Raw genomic sequence first — 19,336 nt, forward strand, 5'->3', positions numbered from 1 at the left:
CTATTGCTTCTCCAGGAGTGCGATGAACATGGCATCCGTTCCGTGCCGGTGCGGCCACAGCTGTACCTGCGCCGGGTCGCCGGCGAGTTCGAGCGGACTCACGGCGAGGCCCTGCACGACATCCTGGGTGGGCAACTCCCGCAGCTCCCCCGGATGCCGCTTCAACGCGTCGCTGACCTGCACGCGCGTCTCCGCGAGGTGCGGCGAGCACGTGACGTAGCAGAGCAGTCCGCCGGGCCGCAGTGCCTTCACCGCCGAGTCGATGAGCGCCGCCTGCAGCCTGGTGAGCTCGGGAACGTCGCCCGGTGTCTTGCGCCATCGTGCCTCAGGCCGCCGCCGCAGCGCGCCCAGGCCGGTGCACGGGGCGTCCAGCAGCACACGGTCGTACCGTTCCGGTTCGTGGCTTCCGATCGTCGTCCCGTCGCGCTCGGTGAACTCCACCACGGATGCGACCGGAGCGACCGCGCGTCGCACCAGTTCGAGGCGGGCCGGCACGAGCTCGTTCGCCACGAGCCATGAACCGGATGCCTTCGCCGCCGCCGCGAGGATCGCCGCCTTGCCGCCGGGTCCGGCGCAGAGATCGAGCCAGCGCTCGCCGCGGGCGACGTCGCGGGCACGGAGGAACAACTGCGCCGCGAGCTGAGAACCCTCGTCCTGTACTCGGATCGCGCCGTCCGTCGCCGAGACGATTGCTGCCGGGTCTCCGCCCTTCCACACGAAGCCGATCGGTGAATAGCGGTCGAGGTCGGAATCCTCCGGGCGCTGGGCGAGTCCCGGCAGCGCCGCCAGGTTCACCCGCGGTGCCTCGTTGTCGGCCTTCAGCAGCTCCTCGAGCTCCGCTTCCCGGTGCTCGGCGGCAAGCGCATGGCGGAAGGCGCGCACGATCCACGCCGGATGCGACTCGAGTGAAGACAGGCGATCGTCTTCCGTTCGGGCACGGTCGGCCACGCGCTGCTGCCAGACATCCGGCTTCACGCGTGCGATCGCACGAAGCACGCCGTTCGCGAAGCCCACCGCGGAGCGGGACGCTGCCGTGCGCACGAGCTCGACGGTCTCGTTCACGGCGGCGTGGCTCGGCGTGCGCAACGTGAGCAGCTGATGGCAGCCCAGGCGGAGCGCGTCGAGCACGGGTTCGTCGATGCGGTCGGTTGCGCGGCCGGCGGCGAGCTCGATGACCCGGTCGTAGTAGCCGAGCATGCGCAAGGTGCCATACGTCAGCTCGGTGGCGAGCGCCGCGTCGGAGTGCGGAAGGCGGGCACGTTCGAGGCGCACCGGCAGCAGCAGGTTGGCGTAGGCATCCGACTCGGCGACGGCTCTGAGCACGTCGAACGCGATGGAGCGTGCCGAAGCCGCCGTGCGAGCCGGAGCAGTTGTGCGGCCGGAGGCACTGGTGCGGCCCGATGCGTGCCTGGCCGGGCGGTCGCTCACGATGTCGCCCCCGCGTCGCAGGGAGCGCACGCCACGTCAGCGCTCGCGTCTTGCGGGAGGCCCCGGAGCCAGTCCGCAGCGGCCATGGCGCGCTTGCCCGCCGGCTGAACGGTCAGGAGCTCGAGCGGAGACGTGCCCGTGCCGAGGTACGCACGGCTGCCGTGCAACCGAAGCGTACCGGCGGGTAGCGGCTCCGATGCGGACCGTGCCGCCGCCAGCACCTTCACCCTCGTGCCGCCGATCGTGAAGAACGCACCCGGCTCCGGTGTGACGCCTCGCAGGCGGGCATACACCTCGCGGGCGTCGCGAGTGAGGTCGAGTCGTGCGTCGTCGAGCGTGAGCTTGGGGGCGAGGGTGGTCTCCCCCACCTGCGGAGTCGCGGCAGCGGCGCCGTCGGCGATCCCGTCCACGACGCGGGCGACCAGTCCGGCACCGTCGACCGCGATCGATTCGAGAAGGTCGCCTGCAGTCTCGTCCGCACCGATCGGGCGTTCCAGGGCGTCATAGACGTCTCCGGCGTCCAGCTCGGGAACCAGCCGGAACACGGCCGCGCCGATGGTCTCGTCTCCGGCGATCAGCGCGCGTTGCACCGGAGCAGCACCTCGCCATCTGGGAAGCAGCGAGAAGTGCAGGTTGATCCAGCCGTGCGCGGGCGCGGAGAGCAGCGGTTCGCGCACGAGACCGCCGTAGGCGACGACCACGCCGAGCTCCGCACCTGTCTGCAGAATGCGCTCGGTCGCCTCGTCGTCGAGCCGCGCCGTCTTCAGCGCCGGGAGCCCGAGTGCGCCGGCGGCCCGTGCGACCGGGGAGGGCGTGAGCACGCGCTTACGACCGAGCGGGGCGTCCGGCCGGGTGACGACCAGGGCCACGTCGTGCGGACCGCCGGCCAGCATCTGCAGCGTGGGAACCGCGGCGGACGGAGTTCCGGCGAACACGATCCTCATCGGATGGGCGCTCCTTAACGGTGGGCTGGCAGCTCTGGGAAGTCGTCGTTCTTTCGCGGCTCCGCGGCTCAGAGACTCAATCGGTTCGGCCGCGCGAGTGAACTCGCGCGGCTCTCACCTCAATCGTCTCTATGTGAGTTCGGGGTCGTCGAGCCTGACTCTGAGTGTAGGCGGCGGCCGGTAGCCGCGGTCGCCGCGGGGTCTTCGGCCCTTCGCAGCGGCGCGCACGACCGCTGACCGCAGGGCGGCGGCGACCTCCGCTCCGTGGGCGTAGTCGAAGCGGACGATCGCGCGAACGGCATCCGGATGCGTGCGAGCCGTTCGGGCCGCCGCCACGTTTTCGCCCTGCCTATCAGGAGTGGGCCCGAGAACGTCGATGAAGGTGCCCGGCCGGAGGGCGGCGATAGCCTCGCCTACCGACTTGGCCGTTCCGGTCACGGTGGCCATCCGCACGGCCGGCGGGAATCGCAGTGCGCGCCGGTCGGCGAGCTGCTCGGACGCGTACGCCGGCTGACGCCAGGTCGCCAGCGCCTGAGCGAGCGGGCCGGCGACTCCGACGAGCACGACAGGAGCACCGGGAGCGGCGAACGAGGCCGCATTCGACCACCAGCGCAGGCAGTCCTCCGCGACGTTGAGGGACTCGCGTGCGAGCATCCGTTCCCCGTCCAGCAAGAGCACAGCACGGTATCCGCCCGGTGCGACGGGTTCGGCGCCCCGGGTAGCGACCACCAGCGCGGGCCGCTCGTCGACGGCCGTCACCCGGCGCCCGCCGTCGGAGACGACGACGCGGGTGCCGGGGAACGCGCGGCCCAGCTCCTCGGCCGTGCGCGAGCTGCCGCGAGTCACGAGCCGCACCCGGGTGCCGCCGCAGTGCGAGCACGTCCATCCGGTCGCGATGGCGCCGCACCAGCGGCACGATGGGGCCGCACCGGCGCGATCGAGTCCCAAGGGACCGCCGCACCGCCGGCACCGCGCTGCCTCTCGGCACTGCGCGCACGCCAGCACCGGAGCGTAACCGGGTCGGGCGACCTGCACGAGCACCGGCCCCTCCTTCAGCCCCTCGGCGGCCGCACGCCAGGCGCCGTCGGGCACCCGGGACGGCGCGGCGTCGCCGGACTGCGCGGCAGTCACCACGATGCGCGGAGCCACTCGTGGTTCCGGTGAATGGGCGGTCAGCCAGCCGAGCTCGACGAGCCGTTGCACCTCGAGGCTCCGGGTGTGTGCGACGAACGCGAGGCCGCATCCTTCCTCCTCGGCCCGCACGAGCGCGACATCCCTGGCGTGCGCATACGGCGCGAGCGGCTCGGCGTGCAACGGGTCGGAATCGTCCCATAACGCGATCAGTCCGAGGCGATGCGCGGGTGCGTACACGGCGGAGCGGTTCCCGATCACGACGACCGGGCGTGATTCCAGGCAGCGCAGGAACGCTCGGTACCGGTCCTGATTCGGTTGCGCGGCGTCGAGCCGCGTCACGGCCCCCGGCTCGACGAGGCCGGCCAGGGCTGCCTGGAGCTGGTCGAGGTCGCGGTAGTCGGGCACCGCGAGGATGGCGCTTCGACCGGATGCCAGACACCGGGCCGCCAGCTCCGCCAGCGTCACCGCCCAGCCGCCCACCCACTCGCCGTCAGCCGTGCGCGCCAGTCGCGGCACGGCATCCACCGCCAGACGCGCGCCGTCGTCCACGGCCCGGCCGAGCTGTGAGCCGTAACCGCGAACGGGACGCTCCGGTCCCTGGACCGAGGCAGGAGCGGCAGGATGCTCGCTCGCCAGCCACGTCTTCTCCACCCGCACCATACGCGGAGGGATGGCCAGCCGCAGCACGTCGCTGGCGCTGCCTGCGGAGCGATCCGCGACGCGACGAGCCAGTCGCGCCACCTCCGGCGTGAGCACTCTGGCGGCGGAGACGACGGAGTCCAGCTCGCTCAGCTCCCCCTCGAAATCGGCGTGATCCGTCACCTCGACGAGGTAGCCGTCAGCGAGCCGGCCGGCAGAGCGCAACGGCACGGTCACCCGCACGCCGGGCACGGCCTCACCGCGCAACCGCTCCGGGATCGAGTAGTCGAACAGCCGGTCGAGCTGAGGCAGAGGCGTGTCGACGATCACCCGCGCCACACGGGCTGCCGGCATCGCAGCTCCTAGATTCCGGCGGCCGACCGCAGATCGTCGACGCGGTCGAGTCGCTCCCAGGTGAAGTCGGGCAGCTCGCGGCCGAAGTGCCCGTACGTGGCGGTCTTCGCATAGATGGGCCGCAGAAGCTCGAGGTCACGGATGATCGCCGCCGGTCGCAGGTCGAACACCTCGCGGATGGCGGCCGTAATGCGGTCGTCGGGGAGGTGCCCCGTGCCGAACGTCTCGACATAGAGGCCTACAGGCGACGCGGTGCCGATCGCGTAGGCAACCTGCACCTCCAGCCGGTCGGCAAGCCCGGCGGCGACGGCGTTCTTCGCCACCCAGCGCATCGCGTACGCGCCGGAGCGGTCGACCTTCGACGGATCCTTGCCGCTGAACGCCCCACCGCCGTGCCGGGACGCGCCGCCGTACGTGTCGATGATGATCTTGCGGCCGGTGAGTCCGGCGTCGCCTTGCGGGCCGCCGATCTCGAACCTGCCGGTCGGGTTGATCAGCAGCTTCACGTCGCGCGAGTCGAGGTCCACCCTGTCGAGCACGGGACGGATGACGTGCTCGGCCACCTCTGCCCGCAGCCGCTCCGTCGAGACGGCGGGCGAGTGCTGCGTGGAGAGCACCACGGTGTCGATGGTGCGCGGCACGATGCCGTCGTAGCCGATAGTCACCTGGGTCTTGCCGTCGGGTCGCAGGAAGTCGAGCTCATCAGCCTTGCGCACCTCGGCGAGCCGCTCCGCGAGACGGTGCGCGATCCAGATCGGCACGGGCATGAGCTCCGCCGTCTCGGTCGTCGCGTACCCGAACATGATGCCCTGGTCGCCCGCGCCCTGCCGGTCGAGCAGGTCGACGGATGCCTCCTCGCGCGACTCGTAGGCGTCGTCGACTCCCTGCGCGATGTCGGGCGACTGGCCTCCGATAGAGATCGAGACGCCGCACGACCGTCCATCGAACCAGACGTCTGACGACGTGTAGCCGATCGAGGTGATGATGTCGCGCACGATGGCCGGGATCTCGACGTAGCCACTCGTGCTGACCTCCCCGGCGACGTGCACCAAGCCGGTGGTCACCAGCGTCTCCACGGCGACGCGACTATACGGGTCGACGGAGAGGAGGGCATCCAGGATGCCGTCGGAGACCTGGTCGCAGATCTTGTCGGGGTGGCCCTCGGTCACCGATTCGGAGGTGAAGAGACGCAGAGATGTCATGAGTGCTCCAGCTGATCCTCAGGGCGCTTCTCGCGCCTCGCTGGTCGCGACGCGCTCGGGAACGGCGCCCCTCGCCCCATCCACGTTCTGGTCGCGGGTCAGGCGGAGGTGATGACGTCGAGAATACGGTCGGCCACCGACGCCTTGGTGCCGGAGGCCTCCATCACTATATCGCCGCCGGAATCGAGGACGACGACCTCGTTGTGGTCGGTGGAGAACCCGGTGTGCCAGCCCACGTTGTTGATGACCAGGAAGTCGCAACCCTTGCGCTGCAGTTTGCGTCTGCCGAGCTCGATCAACGCTTGCGGATCGCGCTCGGTCTCTGCGGCGAACCCCACCACGACCTGGTCGGGCTGCTTCTGCGCGGAGAGCTCGGCGAGGATGTCGGGGTTCGCGACGAGCGAGAGCTCGAGCCCGTCGCCGACGTTCTCCTTCTTGATCTTCGCCTCGCTGGTGGCCTCCGGCCGGAAGTCGGCGACGGCGGCGGCCATCACCACGAGATCGGCGTCGGCCGCGGCGTCCGTCACAGCGCGCTGCAACTCGAGAGCCGTCGACACGGTGCGCGTCTCCACCCCCTCGGGAGCAGGCACGTCCAGGTGCGCCGCGACCAGCACGACGTCCGCTCCCCTGTCGCGCGCCGCCACGGCGAGCGCGACACCCTGCTTGCCGCTGGATCGGTTGCCGAGGAATCGCACAGGGTCGAGGGGCTCCCTGGTGCCTCCTGCGGTGATCACGATGCGGTGACCCGCCATGTCCCGGCGGCCGCGTGCGGCGTCCTGTGCGGATGCCGCACGGTCGCGCCGCCCCTGCTGTCGCACAGCGAGCGCCATGGCGGCCGCCACGATCGCGTCCGGCTCCTCCATGCGCCCGGGACCGGAGTCCGATCCAGTGAGCTGCCCGACGCCTGGACCCACGACGGCGACGCCGCGCAGGCGCAGGGTCTGCACGTTGGCCTGAGTGGCCGGATGCCGCCACATCTCCGTGTGCATCGCAGGCGCGATGAGCACGGGCGCTTCCGTCGCGAGCACGGTGTTCGTCAGCAGGTCGTCCGCCAGACCATTCGCAAGCTTCGCGATGGTGTTGGCAGTGGCCGGCGCGATCACGACGAGGTCGGCGCGCTTGCCGATCCCGACGTGCCGCACCTCCGAGACCCCCTCGTAGAGGTCGGTGTTCAGTGGGTTGCGGCTGATCGCCTCGAAGGTGGGAGCGCCGACGAAGCGCAGAGCGGCGTCGGTGGCGATCACGTGCACGTCGTGCCCGAGGAGCACGAACGAGCGGATGACCGACACCGCCTTGTATGCGGCGATGCCGCCGGTCACACCGACGACGATCGTCAACGGCGTGCTCACGGCGGCACTCTCGCTCGAGCTCACTCGACTGTCGTCACTCGCAGGCGATCACTCGTCGACGGGACGGCTGACGAGCTTGTCCTCGTTGATCTCGTGCAGGGCGACCGACAGCGGCTTGTCGTCGATCGTGGAGTCCACGAGCGGTCCGACGTTGTCGAACAGGCTGCCCTCGTGCAGGTCGGCGTAGTAGTCGTTGATCTGACGCGCTCGCTTGGACGCGAAGATCACCAGCGCGTACTTGGACTCGACGCGCGAAAGCAGCTCGTCGATCGGCGGGTCGATGATGCCCTTGGCTGCTGTTGACATGAATGCTCCTTCGATTACGGCCGCTGGTCGTGCCTGTTCCGCCTTACCACTGCCGGGACGAGACTCTGGGTCTGCTGCGGAGGCGGGCTGACCTCGACGTTCAGCGACCGGATGACGTTGCGGCGCGACGCGGTCGGCGCGCGCGCACCTTCATCAAGTCTACGACCTGAAGCGCGGCGTCGGCCACGGTGCTGTTCACCACCTGCGCGTCGAACTCGTCCTGCGACGCGAGCTCGACCTTCGCGGTGGCCAGTCTGCGGTGCTGCTCCTCTTGCGATTCGGTGCCGCGGCCGATGAGGCGGCGCACCAGCTCGTCCCAGCTCGGTGGCGCGAGGAAGACGAGCACGGCATCCGGCATCGCCGCCCGCACCTGCCGCGCGCCCTGAAGATCGATCTCCAGCAGCACGCTGCGACCCTCGGCCAGAGCGCGCTCGATCGGCGCACGCGGCGTGCCGTAGCGGTGGCTGTTGTGAACCTTCGCCCACTCGAGCAGTTCGTGGTCCGCGATCATGCGGTCGAACTCGGCGTCGTCGACGAAGTAGTAGTCGACGCCGTCGATCTCTCCTGGACGTGGACGCCTCGTGGTCGCCGAGACCGACAGCACCACCTGCGGGTAGTTCTCTCTGATGTGCCTCGCCACGGTGCCCTTGCCGACGGCGGTGGGTCCGGCGAGCACCGTGAGCCGGGCACGGTGACCGGCCGTCGGCCGCTCGAAGCGCTCGATGAGGAACTCGCGCAGGCGGGTGCGCTGGTGCTTGCCGAGCCCTCCGAGCCGCTTGACGGGGGCGATCTCTAGGCGCGACAGAATGTCTGCGGTCTTCGTCGCGCCGATGGCCTTCAGGCTCATCAGGAAGTCGGTGATGCGCAGCGTGCCTTCCGGGCCGCCGGGGTTCGCGGTCGCCTTCTCGAGCACCTCGACGGGCGACCGCACGCCCTTCGAAAGATCCGATTTGACGGCGGCCCGGGCGCGGCGGGCGGCCACCGCGGCGCGCGACGCGGCGACGCGGTCGACCTCTGGCGGTCGGATGCGGGGAGAGCGGAGTGCTGAGTCGGGCATGTCGTCAGTAAGGGTGGTGTTGGTCAGCGGGCACTGAGGTATTCGTTCGCACGCGAGGCGATCGCGTTGGCGAGGCTATCGGGACCCGCCGACAGGATGCTACGGCTCTCGCTCGCGATGACCCACTCGGCTGCCGCCCCGAAGCGGGCGAGGTCGGCGATATCGGCACCCTGGTGCCCGAATCCGGGGCCAAGAATCGGAGCGGGGGGCGAGAACGCTGCGAGGCCGGCATCTGCCCAGTTTACGGTTCCGCCGACGACGAACCCGAGGCAGGCCCACTCCCCCGTCGGCGTGTGCTCGGCGTTGCGTGAGGACACCTCGGCGACGATGCGGGCCGAGACCGTGTCACCGTCGTCGAGACGTGCACGCTGCGCGGCGAACGCGTCCGGATTGCTTGTCGCCGCGAGCACGAAGACGCCCTTCTCGTGGGCCTCCGCGAGCTCGAAGGCGTGATCCAGAGCGCCAGTACCGAGGAACGGGTTCACGGTCATGGCGTCCGCCTCCAGTGGTGACCCGGGACGCAGCCAGGCGTCGGCATACGCGTCCATGGTCGTGCCGATGTCGCCGCGTTTGGCGTCGGCGATCACGACGAGACCCGCGGACCTGCCGGCACGCACAACCTCTTCCAGCGCGGCGAACCCGGCTGACCCGTAGCGCTCGAAGAACGACACCTGCGGCTTCACGATCCCGGCAGAGCCGATGGCTGCCTCGACCACGCGCAACCCGAACTCGCGCGCGCCGGCGGCAGAGACATCCAGACCCCACCCCGTGAGCAGAGCAGGATGCGGATCGATGCCGACACAGAGCGGACCGCGTTCGCCGAGCACAGCCCGGACGCGTTCGCCGAAACCGGTCACGCGCGCTCCGCCCTGTCGATCGCGTACTGCTGCAGCGATCTCACGTCGAAGCCCTCGCGGATCGCGTCGATGGAGGCGACGGCCGCGCTCAGCTCGGCGATCGTGGTGAACAGTGCGATGTCGGCGGCGACCGCGGCCGCACGGATCTCGTACCCGTCGGCGCGCGCCGAGCGACCGCTCGGCGTGTTGACGACCACGTCGATCTCGCTGCGATTGATCAGGTCGACGATGCTCGGCTCGTCGCCGGATGGTTCGTCGCTGAACTTGCGCACCGTCGAGGCCTCGATGCCGTTGCGCGCCAGCACCTCCGCCGTCCCCTCCGTCGCCACCAGCCTGTAGCCCTGCTGCGCCAGACGCAGCGCGGGCAGCACGATGGACCGCTTGTCGCGATCGCTGACCGAGACGAAGACCGTGCCGCTCAACGGCATCCCGCCGTACGCCGCCGTCTGGCTCTTCGCGAACGCGCGCGGGAAGTCACGGTCGATGCCCATCACCTCACCGGTCGAGCGCATCTCAGGGCCGAGCACGGAGTCGACCATCTGGCCGTCGCGGGTGCGGAAGCGCTTGAACGGCAGCACGGCCTCCTTCACCGAGATCGGCGCGTCGAGAGGTACCACCGAGCCGTCCTGCGCGGGTAGCAGGCCGGCATCCTTCAGCCCGGCGATCGACTCGCCGACCATGATGCGGCTCGCTGCTTTGGCAAGGGGGATGCCCAGCGCCTTAGACACGAACGGCACCGTGCGACTGGCACGCGGGTTGGCCTCCAGCACGTACAGCACGCCGGCGGCGATGGCGAACTGCACGTTCAGCAGTCCTTGCACGCCGATGCCCTGCGCGATCTTCAGCGTCGCCTCGCGCACCCGGTCGATCTCGGCACGGCCGAGCGTGACCGGCGGCAACGTGCAGCTGGAGTCGCCGGAGTGGATGCCCGCCTCCTCGATGTGCTCCATGACGCCGCCGATGTAGAGCTCGGTTCCGTCGTACAGCGCGTCAACGTCGATCTCGGTGGCGTCGTCGAGGAACCGGTCCACCAGCAGCGGATGCCCTGGCCCGATGATCGCCTGGTCGGCGACGCGCTCGAAGTAGTCCTCGAGCGACGGCGAGTCGTACACGATCTCCATGCCGCGACCGCCGAGCACGTAGCTGGGGCGCACCAGCACCGGGAACCCGATCTCCGCAGCGACCGCTTGCGCGCCTGCGACGTCGTACGCCGTGCCGTTTCGCGGAGCGAGAAGGCCGGCGTTCTCCAGGATCTCCGCGAACAGTCCGCGCTCCTCCGCGAGGTCGATCGCGCTCGGCGACGTGCCGAGGATCGTCACGCCCGCCGCCTCCAGGCCCTTCGCGAGGCCCAGCGCGGTCTGGCCGCCCAGCTGCACGACGACGCCGACGAGCTCGCCCGACTGCGACTCCGCGTGGATGACCTCGAGCACGTCCTCGAGGGTGAGCGGCTCGAAGTAGAGCCGGTCGCTCGTGTCGTAGTCGGTGGAGACGGTCTCGGGGTTGCAGTTGATCATGATCGTCTCGAACCCGGCGTCGTGCAGGGCGAACGAGGCGTGCACGCAGGAGTAGTCGAACTCGACGCCCTGCCCGATCCGGTTCGGACCGGAGCCGAGGATGACCACCTTGCGCTTGTCGCTCGGCTCCACCTCGGTCTCGCTGTCGTAGCTCGAGTAGTGGTACGGCGTGAGTGCCGGAAATTCGCCCGCACACGTATCGACCGTCTTGTACACCGGGCGCACGCCGAGGATGTGCCGCACCTCGCGCACCTCGGCTTCGCCGAAGCCTCGCAGCTGCCCGATCTGGGCATCCGAGAAGCCGTGGTCCTTGGCCAGCAGCATGGTCTCCGTGTCGAGCATGCCGGCACCCGCGATCTGGTCGGCGACCTCGTTGACGAGCACGATCTGGTCGAGGAACCACGGGTCGATGCCCGTCGCGCGATAGACGTCGTCGATGCTCGCACCCTTGCGCAGCGCCTGCTGCACGGTGACGATGCGGCCGTCCGTGGGGGTCGAGGCCGTCACGAGGAGTTCGTCGACGCTCCTGTGCTCATCGCCCCAGTGGAACGACGAGCCGTTCTTCTCCAGCGACCGCAGCGCCTTCTGCAGTGCGCTCGTGAAGCTGCGGCCGATGGCCATCGCCTCGCCGACGGATTTCATGGTCGTCGTCAGCGTGGGGTCGGCTGCCGGGAACTTCTCGAACGCGAACCGCGGAACCTTCACGACCACGTAGTCCAGAGTCGGTTCGAAGCTCGCCGGGGTGACCTTCGTGATGTCGTTCGGGATCTCGTCGAGCCGGTAGCCGATGGCGAGTTTCGCCGCGATCTTCGCGATCGGGAAGCCGGTCGCCTTCGACGCGAGGGCACTCGAACGCGAGACACGCGGGTTCATCTCGATGACGATCACGCGCCCGTTCTCCGGATTCACCGCGAACTGGATGTTGCAGCCGCCGGTGTCGACGCCCACGGCCCGGATGATGTCGATGCCGATGTCGCGCAGGCGCTGGTATTCGCGGTCGGTGAGCGTGAGCGCAGGAGCGACCGTGATGGAGTCGCCGGTGTGCACGCCGACCGGGTCGACGTTCTCGATCGAGCAGACCACGACCGTGTTGTCGGCCGTGTCGCGCATGAGCTCGAGCTCGTATTCCTTCCAGCCGAGGATCGACTCCTCCAGGAGCACCTCGTGAGTCGGCGAGTCGTGCAGGCCGGCTCCCGCGATGCGGCGCAGGCCGTCCTCGTTGTATGCGAACCCGGAGCCGAGCCCGCCCATCGTGAAGCTGGGTCGCACCACGAGCGGGTAGCCGAGTTCCTCGGCGCCCGCGAGCACCTCGTCCATGGTGTGGCAGATGCGGGATGCCGCGACATCCGCTCCGCACTCGATCACCAGCTCTTTGAAGACCTGCCGGTTCTCGCCCTTCTCGATGGCGTCCACGTTAGCGCCGATCAGCTCGACGCTGTATTTGTCGAGCGTGCCGGCCTTGAACAGCGCCATCGCGGCATTGAGCGCCGTCTGGCCGCCGAGGGTCGGAAGGATGGCGTCAGGCTGCTCCTTCGCGATGATCGTCTCGATCACGTCGGGGGTGATCGGCTCGATGTAGGTGGCGTCGGCGAAGTCCGGGTCGGTCATGATCGTCGCCGGGTTGGAGTTGACCAGGATGACGCGCACGCCCTCCTCGCGCAGCACCCGGCACGCCTGCGTGCCCGAGTAGTCGAACTCGCAGGCCTGGCCGATCACGATCGGGCCGGACCCGATCACGAGAACGCTGGAGATGTCTTCTCTCTTGGGCATGGCTCAGGCTTCTCCGCTTTCGTTCATATCCTCGTCACCGTCGTTCTCTGCGCCTTCGCGTCGCGCCACGACCATGTCCCTGAACCGGTCGAACAGGTAGTTCGCGTCGTGCGGGCCGGCCGCCGACTCGGGGTGGTACTGCACGCTGAACGCCGGGATGTCCAGGCAGTTCAAACCCTCGACGACGTTGTCGTTGAGGTCGTAGTGGCTCACCTCGACCCGGCCGAATCCGGCGGCCGACTCGCTTACCTCGTCCAGTGGCGCGTCGACGGCGAATCCGTGGTTGTGGGCCGTGATCTCCACTCGTCCCGTGGCGCGGTCGAGCACCGGCTGGTTGATGCCGCGGTGCCCGAACGGCAGCTTGTATGTGCCGTATCCGAGCGCCCTGCCGAGCAGTTGGTTGCCGAAGCAGATGCCGAAGTAGGGAACGTCGTTGCGCAGGACTGTGCGCAAGAGCTCCACGTGCTGGTCGGATGCCGCAGGGTCGCCCGGTCCGTTCGAGTAGAACAGCGCGCTCGGGTGAAGCGCCATGATGTCGTCCGCGGTCGCGGTCTCGGGAAGCACGATCACGTCGAATCCTCGCTCTGCGAGGTAGTTCAGCGTGCTGGTCTTGACCCCGAGGTCGAGCACGGCGACGGACCCGATCCGCTCCCCCTGCGCCGGAATCGTGTACTGCTCAGGCGTCGAGACGATCGAGGAGAGGTTCAGCCCGCGCATGTCGGCGCCGCCGCGCACCAGGTCGAGCTGCTCGGGGGCACTGAGCGCGGCATCCGCCCCGGAGAAGATGCCGGCGCGCATGGCGCCCGCCGAGCGCAGGTGCCTGGTGACGGCTCGCGTGTCGATGCCGCTGATGCCGACGACGCCATTCCCGGTGAGGTCGTCGTCGAGGCTTCGCTTCGACCGGAAGTTCGAGACGATGCGAGCCGGCTCGCGCACGGCGAACCCGGCGACCCAGATGCGCTTCGACTCCATGTCGTCGTCGTTCATACCGGTGTTGCCGACGTGTGGCGCCGTCATGAGCACGATCTGGCCCGCGTACGACGGGTCGGTCAGCGTCTCCTGGTAACCGGTCATGCCCGTAGCGAAGACGGCCTCCCCGAGCGTTCGGCCGAGCGCACCGTACCCGCGGCCCTCGTATCGGGTGCCGTCCTCGAGCACGAGCACGGCCGGCTCGCGACGCGCGGCGACGGCGCCGTCCGAGGGTGCAGCCGGCTCTACGCGTGGTGCGTTCGGAGTGAACTGTTCGTCTGACATGTCAGGCCTCGTTTCCGGGGGTCGTGTCTGCGCTGGTCTCCTGTGCGGCGACGTCGTCGGCGCCGGGTGTGCTGTTCTGGTGCGAGCGGAGCGAGCGGATGCCCGCGATGAGCCGTTCCTGCTCCGTCGCGTCCGCGGTGCGCAGGTAGGTGTCGATGACGGTGCCGCCGGCATCCGTTTCCGCGCTCTTGCCTTCGCTGCTCCACGCGAGGAGCACGAGCCCGTCCTGCTCCACGGTGCGGTCGATCGTCCAGGTGGCGGTGCCGGCGCCGAGGATCGCATCCGCGGGGATCGCCACGCTGGTCTCGCCCGGTGCGCTGATCACGACGCCTCCGGTCGACACCGTGACCGTCGCGTTCGCGCGGAAGGCGAGCCCTGGCACGACGACGCGGTCGAGCGGACGGCCGTTGTGGGTGCTTCCCACGTGCAGCGCCTTGATGGTGAGGAGCATCTCGCCGGGCGTGGCCAGGGCCGAGGGAACCGCGATCGCCGAGTCACGCCGGGCGCGGCGCCGCCAGCCGATCCACATGCCCACGAAGATGAGCACGACGACGATCGCGATGAGGGCGGTTGGCCAGAGCTTATCCATGCGACGCCTCCGCCCGGTTCGTCGCAAACGTCGCGTCGGCCGCGAGCCGCTCCGCCTCGTCCACATCGATCAGGCCCCCGTCGCGGACTGTTGCGGTGCCGTCGTGGAACGTCCAGACGACCCGTCCCGGCAGCTCACGGCCGAGGTAAGGAGAGTTCACGCCCTTTCCGGCGAGCCGGTCCAGGCCGAAGACGCTGCTCGAGCTCGGGTCGTACAGCGTGAGGTCGGCGCGCAATCCGGTGGCCACGGGCATCCCGCGATCCACGCGCCCGATCCGGGCGGGCGTGTGCGACATTACACGGGCGACATCGGCCCAGTCCAGCAGCCCCGTCGCCACGACCGCCTGGTGAACCACGCTCAGCGCGGACTCGAGGCCGACCATGCCGTTGGCGGCGGCATCCCACTCGCAGTCCTTCGCCTCGATGGGGTGCGGGGCGTGGTCGGTCGCCACGATGTCGATCGTGCCGTCGGCGAGGGCCTCGCGCAGCGCGAGCACGTCCTCGTCGCGCCGAAGCGGCGGATTCACCTTGTAGCGGGCGTCGTATCCGGCCACCAGGTCTTCGGTGAGCAGCAGGTGGTGCGGCGTCGCCTCGGCGGTCACCTCGATGCCGCGCGCCTTCGCCCAGCGGATGATGTCCACGGACCCCGCCGTGGACACGTGGCACACGTGCAACCGGCTGCCCACGTGCTCGGCCAGCAGCACGTCGCGCGCGATGATGGACTCCTCGGCCACCGCGGGCCAGCCCGCGAGGCCGAGCGCGCCGGAGAGTGCGCCCTCGTTCATCTGCGCCCCGATCGTGAGCCGGGGTTCCTGCGCGTGCTGGGCGATGACGCCGTCGAACGCCTTGACGTACTCCAGCGCCCTGCGCATGAGCAGCGGGTCGGCGACGCACAGGCCGTCATCGGAGAAGACGCGAACCCGGGCCCGGGATGCCGCCATGGCGCCGAGTTCTGCCAGGCGCTCCCCCGCCAGCCCGACCGTGACCGCGCCGATCGGCTGCACGGTCGCGTAGCCGGCGGCTTGCCCGAGGGAGAGTTCCTGCTCGACGACGCCGGCGGTGTCGGCGACCGGCGACGTGTTCGCCATCGCGAACACCGTGGTGTAGCCGCCCGCCGCCGCTGCGCGCGTTCCGGTGAGCACCGTCTCGCTCTGCTCGAAGCCGGGCTCGCGCAGGTGCGTGTGAAGGTCGACCAAGCCGGGCAGCGCGATCAGACCGGAGGCGTCGATGCGCGTGGCATCCGTCGCGCCGTCGCGGGCATCCGTGCCGACCGTCAACACCCCTTCGGCGACGAGGATGTCCGCACTCGAGCCGTCGACGAGTGTCGCGCCTTCGATGAAGAACCGTGTCCGTGACACTAACCGACCTCCCGATCGCCTGACAGCAGCAGATAGAGCGCAGCCATGCGCACCCAGACGCCGCTCGCGACCTGGTCGCGCACCAGCGAGCGCGGCGAATCGGCGGCTGCGGCAGAGATCTCCAGGCCCCTGATCATCGGGCCCGGATGCATCACCATCGTACCGAGAGGCAACCTGGCCAGACGCTCGGCGTCGAGTCCCCAGGTGCGCGAGTACTCGCGGGTGTTGGGGAAGAACGCGGCGTTCATCCGCTCGGCCTGGATGCGCAGCATCATCACGACGTCGGGATCGTCGGCGATCGCCGCGTCGAGGTCGTAGCCGATCGCCGCCGGCCACTGGGCCGTGTCCACCGGCAGCAGCGTGGGCGGCGCCACGAGCGTCACGTGGGCGCCGAGCGTGTCGAGCAGCCACACGTTCGAACGGGCGACGCGAGAGTGCAGGATGTCCCCCACGATCACGACCCGCAGCCCGGCGAGATCCTTGCCGCGGCTGGCGCCGCCGTGCAGCCGTTTGCGCATGGTGAAGGCATCCAGCAACGCCTGCGTCGGATGCTCGTGGGTGCCGTCGCCCGCGTTGAGGATGCCCGCGTCGATCCAGCCGCTGGAGGCCAGCGTGTGCGGTGCGCCCGATGCGGAGTGCCGCACGACGACGGCGTCCGCTCCGATGGCCGCGAGCGTCTGCGCTGTGTCTTTCAGGCTCTCGCCCTTGGACACGCTCGAGCCCTTCGCACTGAAGTTGATGACGTCGGCCGAGAGACGCTTGGCCGCGGCCTCGAACGAGATGCGGGTGCGCGTCGAGTCCTCGAAGAACAGGTTCACGACCGTCTTGCCGCGCAGGGTGGGGAGCTTCTTGACCTCCCGGGTGGAGACGTCCGCCATGTCTTCGGCGACGTCCAGGATGCCGACCGCCGTGTCGCGGTCCAGGTCGCGTGTGGAGAGCAGGTGCCGCATCAGCGCTCAGCCTCCTCGCCCGCGCGGGTTCTGGCAGCCTCCGTGACGGCATCCGGTGCAGAGTCCGAGTCGATGGTGACGGCGTCTTCGCCGTCGACCTCGGTGACGCGCACGTTGATACGCTCCCGGGTCGAGCTCGGAAGGTTCTTGCCCACGAAGTCGGCCCTGATCGGGAACTCGCGGTGTCCGCGGTCGACCAGCACCGCCAGGCGCACGGCGCGGGCCCGGCCGAGGTCGCTCAGCGCGTCGAGCGCCGCGCGGATCGTGCGTCCGGAGAACAGCACGTCGTCGATCAGCACGACGGTCCTGCCGTCGATCGAGACCGGAACGCTCGTCGGCGAGGGAGCACGGGTCGGATGCTTCGCGAGGTCGTCCCGGTACATCGTCACGTCGAGCGATCCCACCGGAGGAGCCGCGCGGTCTTCAATCCGGGCGATCGCGGCGCCGATGCGCTCGGCGAGCGCGACTCCGCGCGTCGGGATGCCGAGAAGCACGAGATCGGCGGATCCCCGGTTGGACTCCAGGATCTCGTGTGCGATCCGAGTCAACGCCCGGGCGATGTCAGCCTGTTGCAGCACGGTGCGTGCCGTCATGCCGACCCCCTTCCCCGCCTCACAGGACGGCCTTAAAGGTTGCCAAACTCGCACAAGCCTATCAGGGCTGCGGGCCGGTCATCGCGCACCCCTGCCCGTTGGCCGTTCGCGCTACACGTATCGGCACTCGCTACGTGAATGTTCTGTAGCGGATGCGAGTTCGACGGCCGGCCCCCAGGACCGCGCGAGGCTCTGTGACGCTATTTGCCGCCCTTGGCGATGAACGCGAGAAGCGCCTTCGTGTCTGTGATGTCCCCGCCGTACTGGTGCCCGTTCACGAGCACCGTCGGAGTTCCCTTGATGGTCTTGATGTCTGCACCCGGGATTGGGCCGTTCAGGGCTTTCTGCGTGTTCTGCGTCAGCCAGCTCGCGTATCGGTGCGAGGTGATGCACGAGTCGGCGGATGTCGACCCCACGCCGTGCGCCAGCGACTTCAGCTTGGTGTCGGTCAGGCCCGATGAGCCCTCTTCGGGCTGGTTCGCGTAGAGCGCGGCGAGATACGTCAACGTGGTCTTCGGATCGGATGCCGCCACGCAGGTGAGCGCGCTCCCCGCCCGCGACGAGTAGTTCGTGCCCTGGGAGTTCGGATCGAGGAAGTTCAGCGGATGCACGCGCAGAGTGATCGTGCCGTCGTTCACTTTCTCAGCGAGGGTCCGCCCGTTCGCACGCTCGAACTCCCCGCAGTACGGGCACATCGGGTCGATGTATGTGTCGACGATCGTCTTGCCATCGCCAACCACGAGCGCACCCTTGTCGAAATCCGCGGCCCCGGTCACGCCGGTCGGCACCGCGGCGGCGCTCGGGCTGTGGCTCGTCGAGGCGGCAGGTGTCGCCGAGCATGCGGCGAGCACCGCGGCGACGGCGACGGTTAGCGCGGCGGCGCCAAGGTGCCGGGTGAGCGATCGTCTCATGCGGAAGAGTTCCTCACGTTGTGTGCCGGCGAACAGCATCCGCCGGATGTCGTCAGTGCGCGACGGCAGTACCGATCTTGGCCAGCAAGCCGTTCACGAACTTGGCGGAGTCGTCGGTCGAGAGGATGGTCGCCTGCTCCACCGCCTCGGAGATGGCGACACCATCGGGGATCGACGGGTTGTGCAGCAGCTCCCACACACCCATGCGCAGGATCGCGCGATCGACGGCGGGCATCCGGTCCAGTGTCCATCCCTGGGCGTAGGTCTGGATCAGCTCGTCGATCTCGTCGCTGTGGTCGATGACGCCGTCGACGATCTCGCGTGCATAGAGCCACGAAGCCTCACGTGCCGGCTCCTGCGCGGCGCGTTCCGCCTCTGCTGCGAGCGCCCGCGCGAACGGGATGCCGCGCACATCGGCGCTGTACAGGATGTCGATGGCGCGTTTGCGTGCCTTGCTCCTGGCGCTCATTCCGTCGCCGGCGCCTAGTCGTTGACGCGGCCGAGGTACTCGCCGGTGCGCGTGTCGACCTTGACCTTCGTGCCGGTCTCGAGGAACAGCGGAACCTGGATCTGGTAGCCGGTCTCGACGGTGGCGGGCTTGGTTCCGCCCGTCGACCGGTCGCCCTGCAGGCCGGGCTCGGTGTAGGTGATCTCGAGCACGACGGATGCCGGCATCTCGACGTAGAGCGGGTTGCCGTTGTTCGTCGCGATGGTGACGTTCTGGTTCTCCAGCATGAAGTTGGCGGCGTCGCCCACGATGGTGCCTGGAACCGTGAACTGGTCGTAGTCGCTGGTGTCCATGAAGACGAAGCCGTCGCCGTCGCTGTACAGGTACTGGTATTCGCGGCGGTCGACGTTCTCGAACTCGAGCTTGGTTCCCGCGTTGTACGTGCGGTCGACGACCTTGCCGCTCACGACGTTCTTGAGCTTGGTGCGCACGAACGCGCCGCCCTTGCCCGGCTTGACGTGCTGGAACTCGATCACGGTCCAGAGCTGGCCGTCGATGTTGAGGACGGCGCCATTGCGGATGTCGGCGGTGTCGGATGCCATGCGTGAAGATCCTTCGAAGGGGTGAGAAAGAGGAAGCCGGACGGTCAAGGCGCCGGGGAAGGCGCCGACCATCGCACG

Annotated in this window: 17 protein-coding genes; all 17 read right to left on the reverse strand. The window is 69.3% G+C overall.

The window, feature by feature from the left end:
• The 17 genes from ACYVII_RS00125 to efp all read right to left on the reverse strand — a co-directional run bounded on the left by ACYVII_RS00125 (position 1) and on the right by efp (position 19,258).
• Positions 1-1,428 (reverse strand): RsmB/NOP family class I SAM-dependent RNA methyltransferase, encoded by a 1,428-nt coding sequence (locus ACYVII_RS00125; protein ID WP_460529158.1) that lies wholly within the window; start codon positions 1,426-1,428, stop codon positions 1-3.
• Complete coding sequence (locus tag ACYVII_RS00130) at positions 1,425-2,372, reverse strand: methionyl-tRNA formyltransferase (RefSeq protein WP_460529161.1); 948 nt, start codon at positions 2,370-2,372, stop codon at positions 1,425-1,427. Before ACYVII_RS00130 ends, ACYVII_RS00125 begins: the two co-directional genes overlap by 4 nt.
• Before the next feature lie 129 nt (positions 2,373-2,501).
• Positions 2,502-4,499, reverse strand: coding sequence for a primosomal protein N' family DNA-binding protein (locus tag ACYVII_RS00135; protein WP_460529164.1), 1,998 nt, complete (start codon positions 4,497-4,499; stop codon positions 2,502-2,504).
• Positions 4,500-4,507: 8 nt separating this feature from the next.
• Positions 4,508-5,701, reverse strand: a complete 1,194-nt coding sequence (gene metK, locus ACYVII_RS00140; RefSeq protein WP_460529167.1) for a methionine adenosyltransferase — start codon at positions 5,699-5,701, stop codon at positions 4,508-4,510.
• Positions 5,702-5,799: 98 nt separating this feature from the next.
• The gene (coaBC, locus tag ACYVII_RS00145) at positions 5,800-7,038 is read right to left on the reverse strand and encodes a bifunctional phosphopantothenoylcysteine decarboxylase/phosphopantothenate--cysteine ligase CoaBC (RefSeq protein ID WP_460530474.1); all 1,239 of its coding nucleotides are present in this window, start codon (positions 7,036-7,038) and stop codon (positions 5,800-5,802) included.
• Between the two features lie 60 nt (positions 7,039-7,098).
• The gene (rpoZ, locus tag ACYVII_RS00150; protein ID WP_460529170.1) at positions 7,099-7,356 is read right to left on the reverse strand and encodes a DNA-directed RNA polymerase subunit omega; all 258 of its coding nucleotides are present in this window, start codon (positions 7,354-7,356) and stop codon (positions 7,099-7,101) included.
• A 100-nt stretch (positions 7,357-7,456) separates the two neighbouring features.
• Positions 7,457-8,413 carry a guanylate kinase gene (gmk, locus tag ACYVII_RS00155; protein WP_460529173.1) on the reverse strand — a complete coding sequence of 319 codons (957 nt, stop codon included), beginning with the start codon at positions 8,411-8,413 and terminating at the stop codon, positions 7,457-7,459.
• A 23-nt stretch (positions 8,414-8,436) separates the two neighbouring features.
• Entirely contained in the window at positions 8,437-9,270 is an 834-nt protein-coding gene (gene pyrF / locus ACYVII_RS00160) for a beta/alpha barrel domain-containing protein (RefSeq protein ID WP_460529176.1), read from the reverse strand.
• Positions 9,267-12,554 (reverse strand): carbamoyl phosphate synthase large subunit, encoded by a 3,288-nt coding sequence (gene carB, locus ACYVII_RS00165; protein ID WP_460529179.1) that lies wholly within the window; start codon positions 12,552-12,554, stop codon positions 9,267-9,269. The genes pyrF and carB overlap by 4 nt, the downstream gene beginning before the upstream one ends.
• 3 nt (positions 12,555-12,557) lie before the next feature.
• The gene (gene carA, locus ACYVII_RS00170) at positions 12,558-13,808 is read right to left on the reverse strand and encodes a carbamoyl-phosphate synthase small subunit (protein WP_460529182.1); all 1,251 of its coding nucleotides are present in this window, start codon (positions 13,806-13,808) and stop codon (positions 12,558-12,560) included.
• 1 nt (position 13,809) lies between these two features.
• Positions 13,810-14,397, reverse strand: a complete 588-nt coding sequence (locus tag ACYVII_RS00175) for a PH-like domain-containing protein (protein ID WP_460529185.1) — start codon at positions 14,395-14,397, stop codon at positions 13,810-13,812.
• Positions 14,390-15,754: a dihydroorotase gene (locus tag ACYVII_RS00180; RefSeq protein ID WP_460529188.1), complete on the reverse strand. Its 1,365-nt coding sequence runs from the start codon at positions 15,752-15,754 to the stop codon at positions 14,390-14,392. The genes ACYVII_RS00175 and ACYVII_RS00180 overlap by 8 nt, the downstream gene beginning before the upstream one ends.
• Positions 15,754-16,704 (reverse strand): aspartate/ornithine carbamoyltransferase family protein, encoded by a 951-nt coding sequence (locus ACYVII_RS00185; RefSeq protein WP_460529191.1) that lies wholly within the window; start codon positions 16,702-16,704, stop codon positions 15,754-15,756. Before ACYVII_RS00185 ends, ACYVII_RS00180 begins: the two co-directional genes overlap by 1 nt.
• Complete coding sequence (gene pyrR / locus ACYVII_RS00190) at positions 16,704-17,297, reverse strand: bifunctional pyr operon transcriptional regulator/uracil phosphoribosyltransferase PyrR (RefSeq protein ID WP_460529194.1); 594 nt, start codon at positions 17,295-17,297, stop codon at positions 16,704-16,706. The genes ACYVII_RS00185 and pyrR overlap by 1 nt, the downstream gene beginning before the upstream one ends.
• Positions 17,298-17,497: 200 nt before the next feature.
• Complete coding sequence (locus tag ACYVII_RS00195; RefSeq protein WP_460529197.1) at positions 17,498-18,208, reverse strand: DsbA family protein; 711 nt, start codon at positions 18,206-18,208, stop codon at positions 17,498-17,500.
• Positions 18,209-18,260: 52 nt separating this feature from the next.
• Positions 18,261-18,677 carry a transcription antitermination factor NusB gene (gene nusB, locus ACYVII_RS00200; RefSeq protein ID WP_440293318.1) on the reverse strand — a complete coding sequence of 139 codons (417 nt, stop codon included), beginning with the start codon at positions 18,675-18,677 and terminating at the stop codon, positions 18,261-18,263.
• A gap of 14 nt (positions 18,678-18,691) precedes the next feature.
• Complete coding sequence (gene efp / locus ACYVII_RS00205; protein ID WP_440293319.1) at positions 18,692-19,258, reverse strand: elongation factor P; 567 nt, start codon at positions 19,256-19,258, stop codon at positions 18,692-18,694.
• Positions 19,259-19,336 lie beyond the last annotated feature (78 nt).

This window comes from Humibacter ginsengiterrae, from assembly GCF_054780115.1.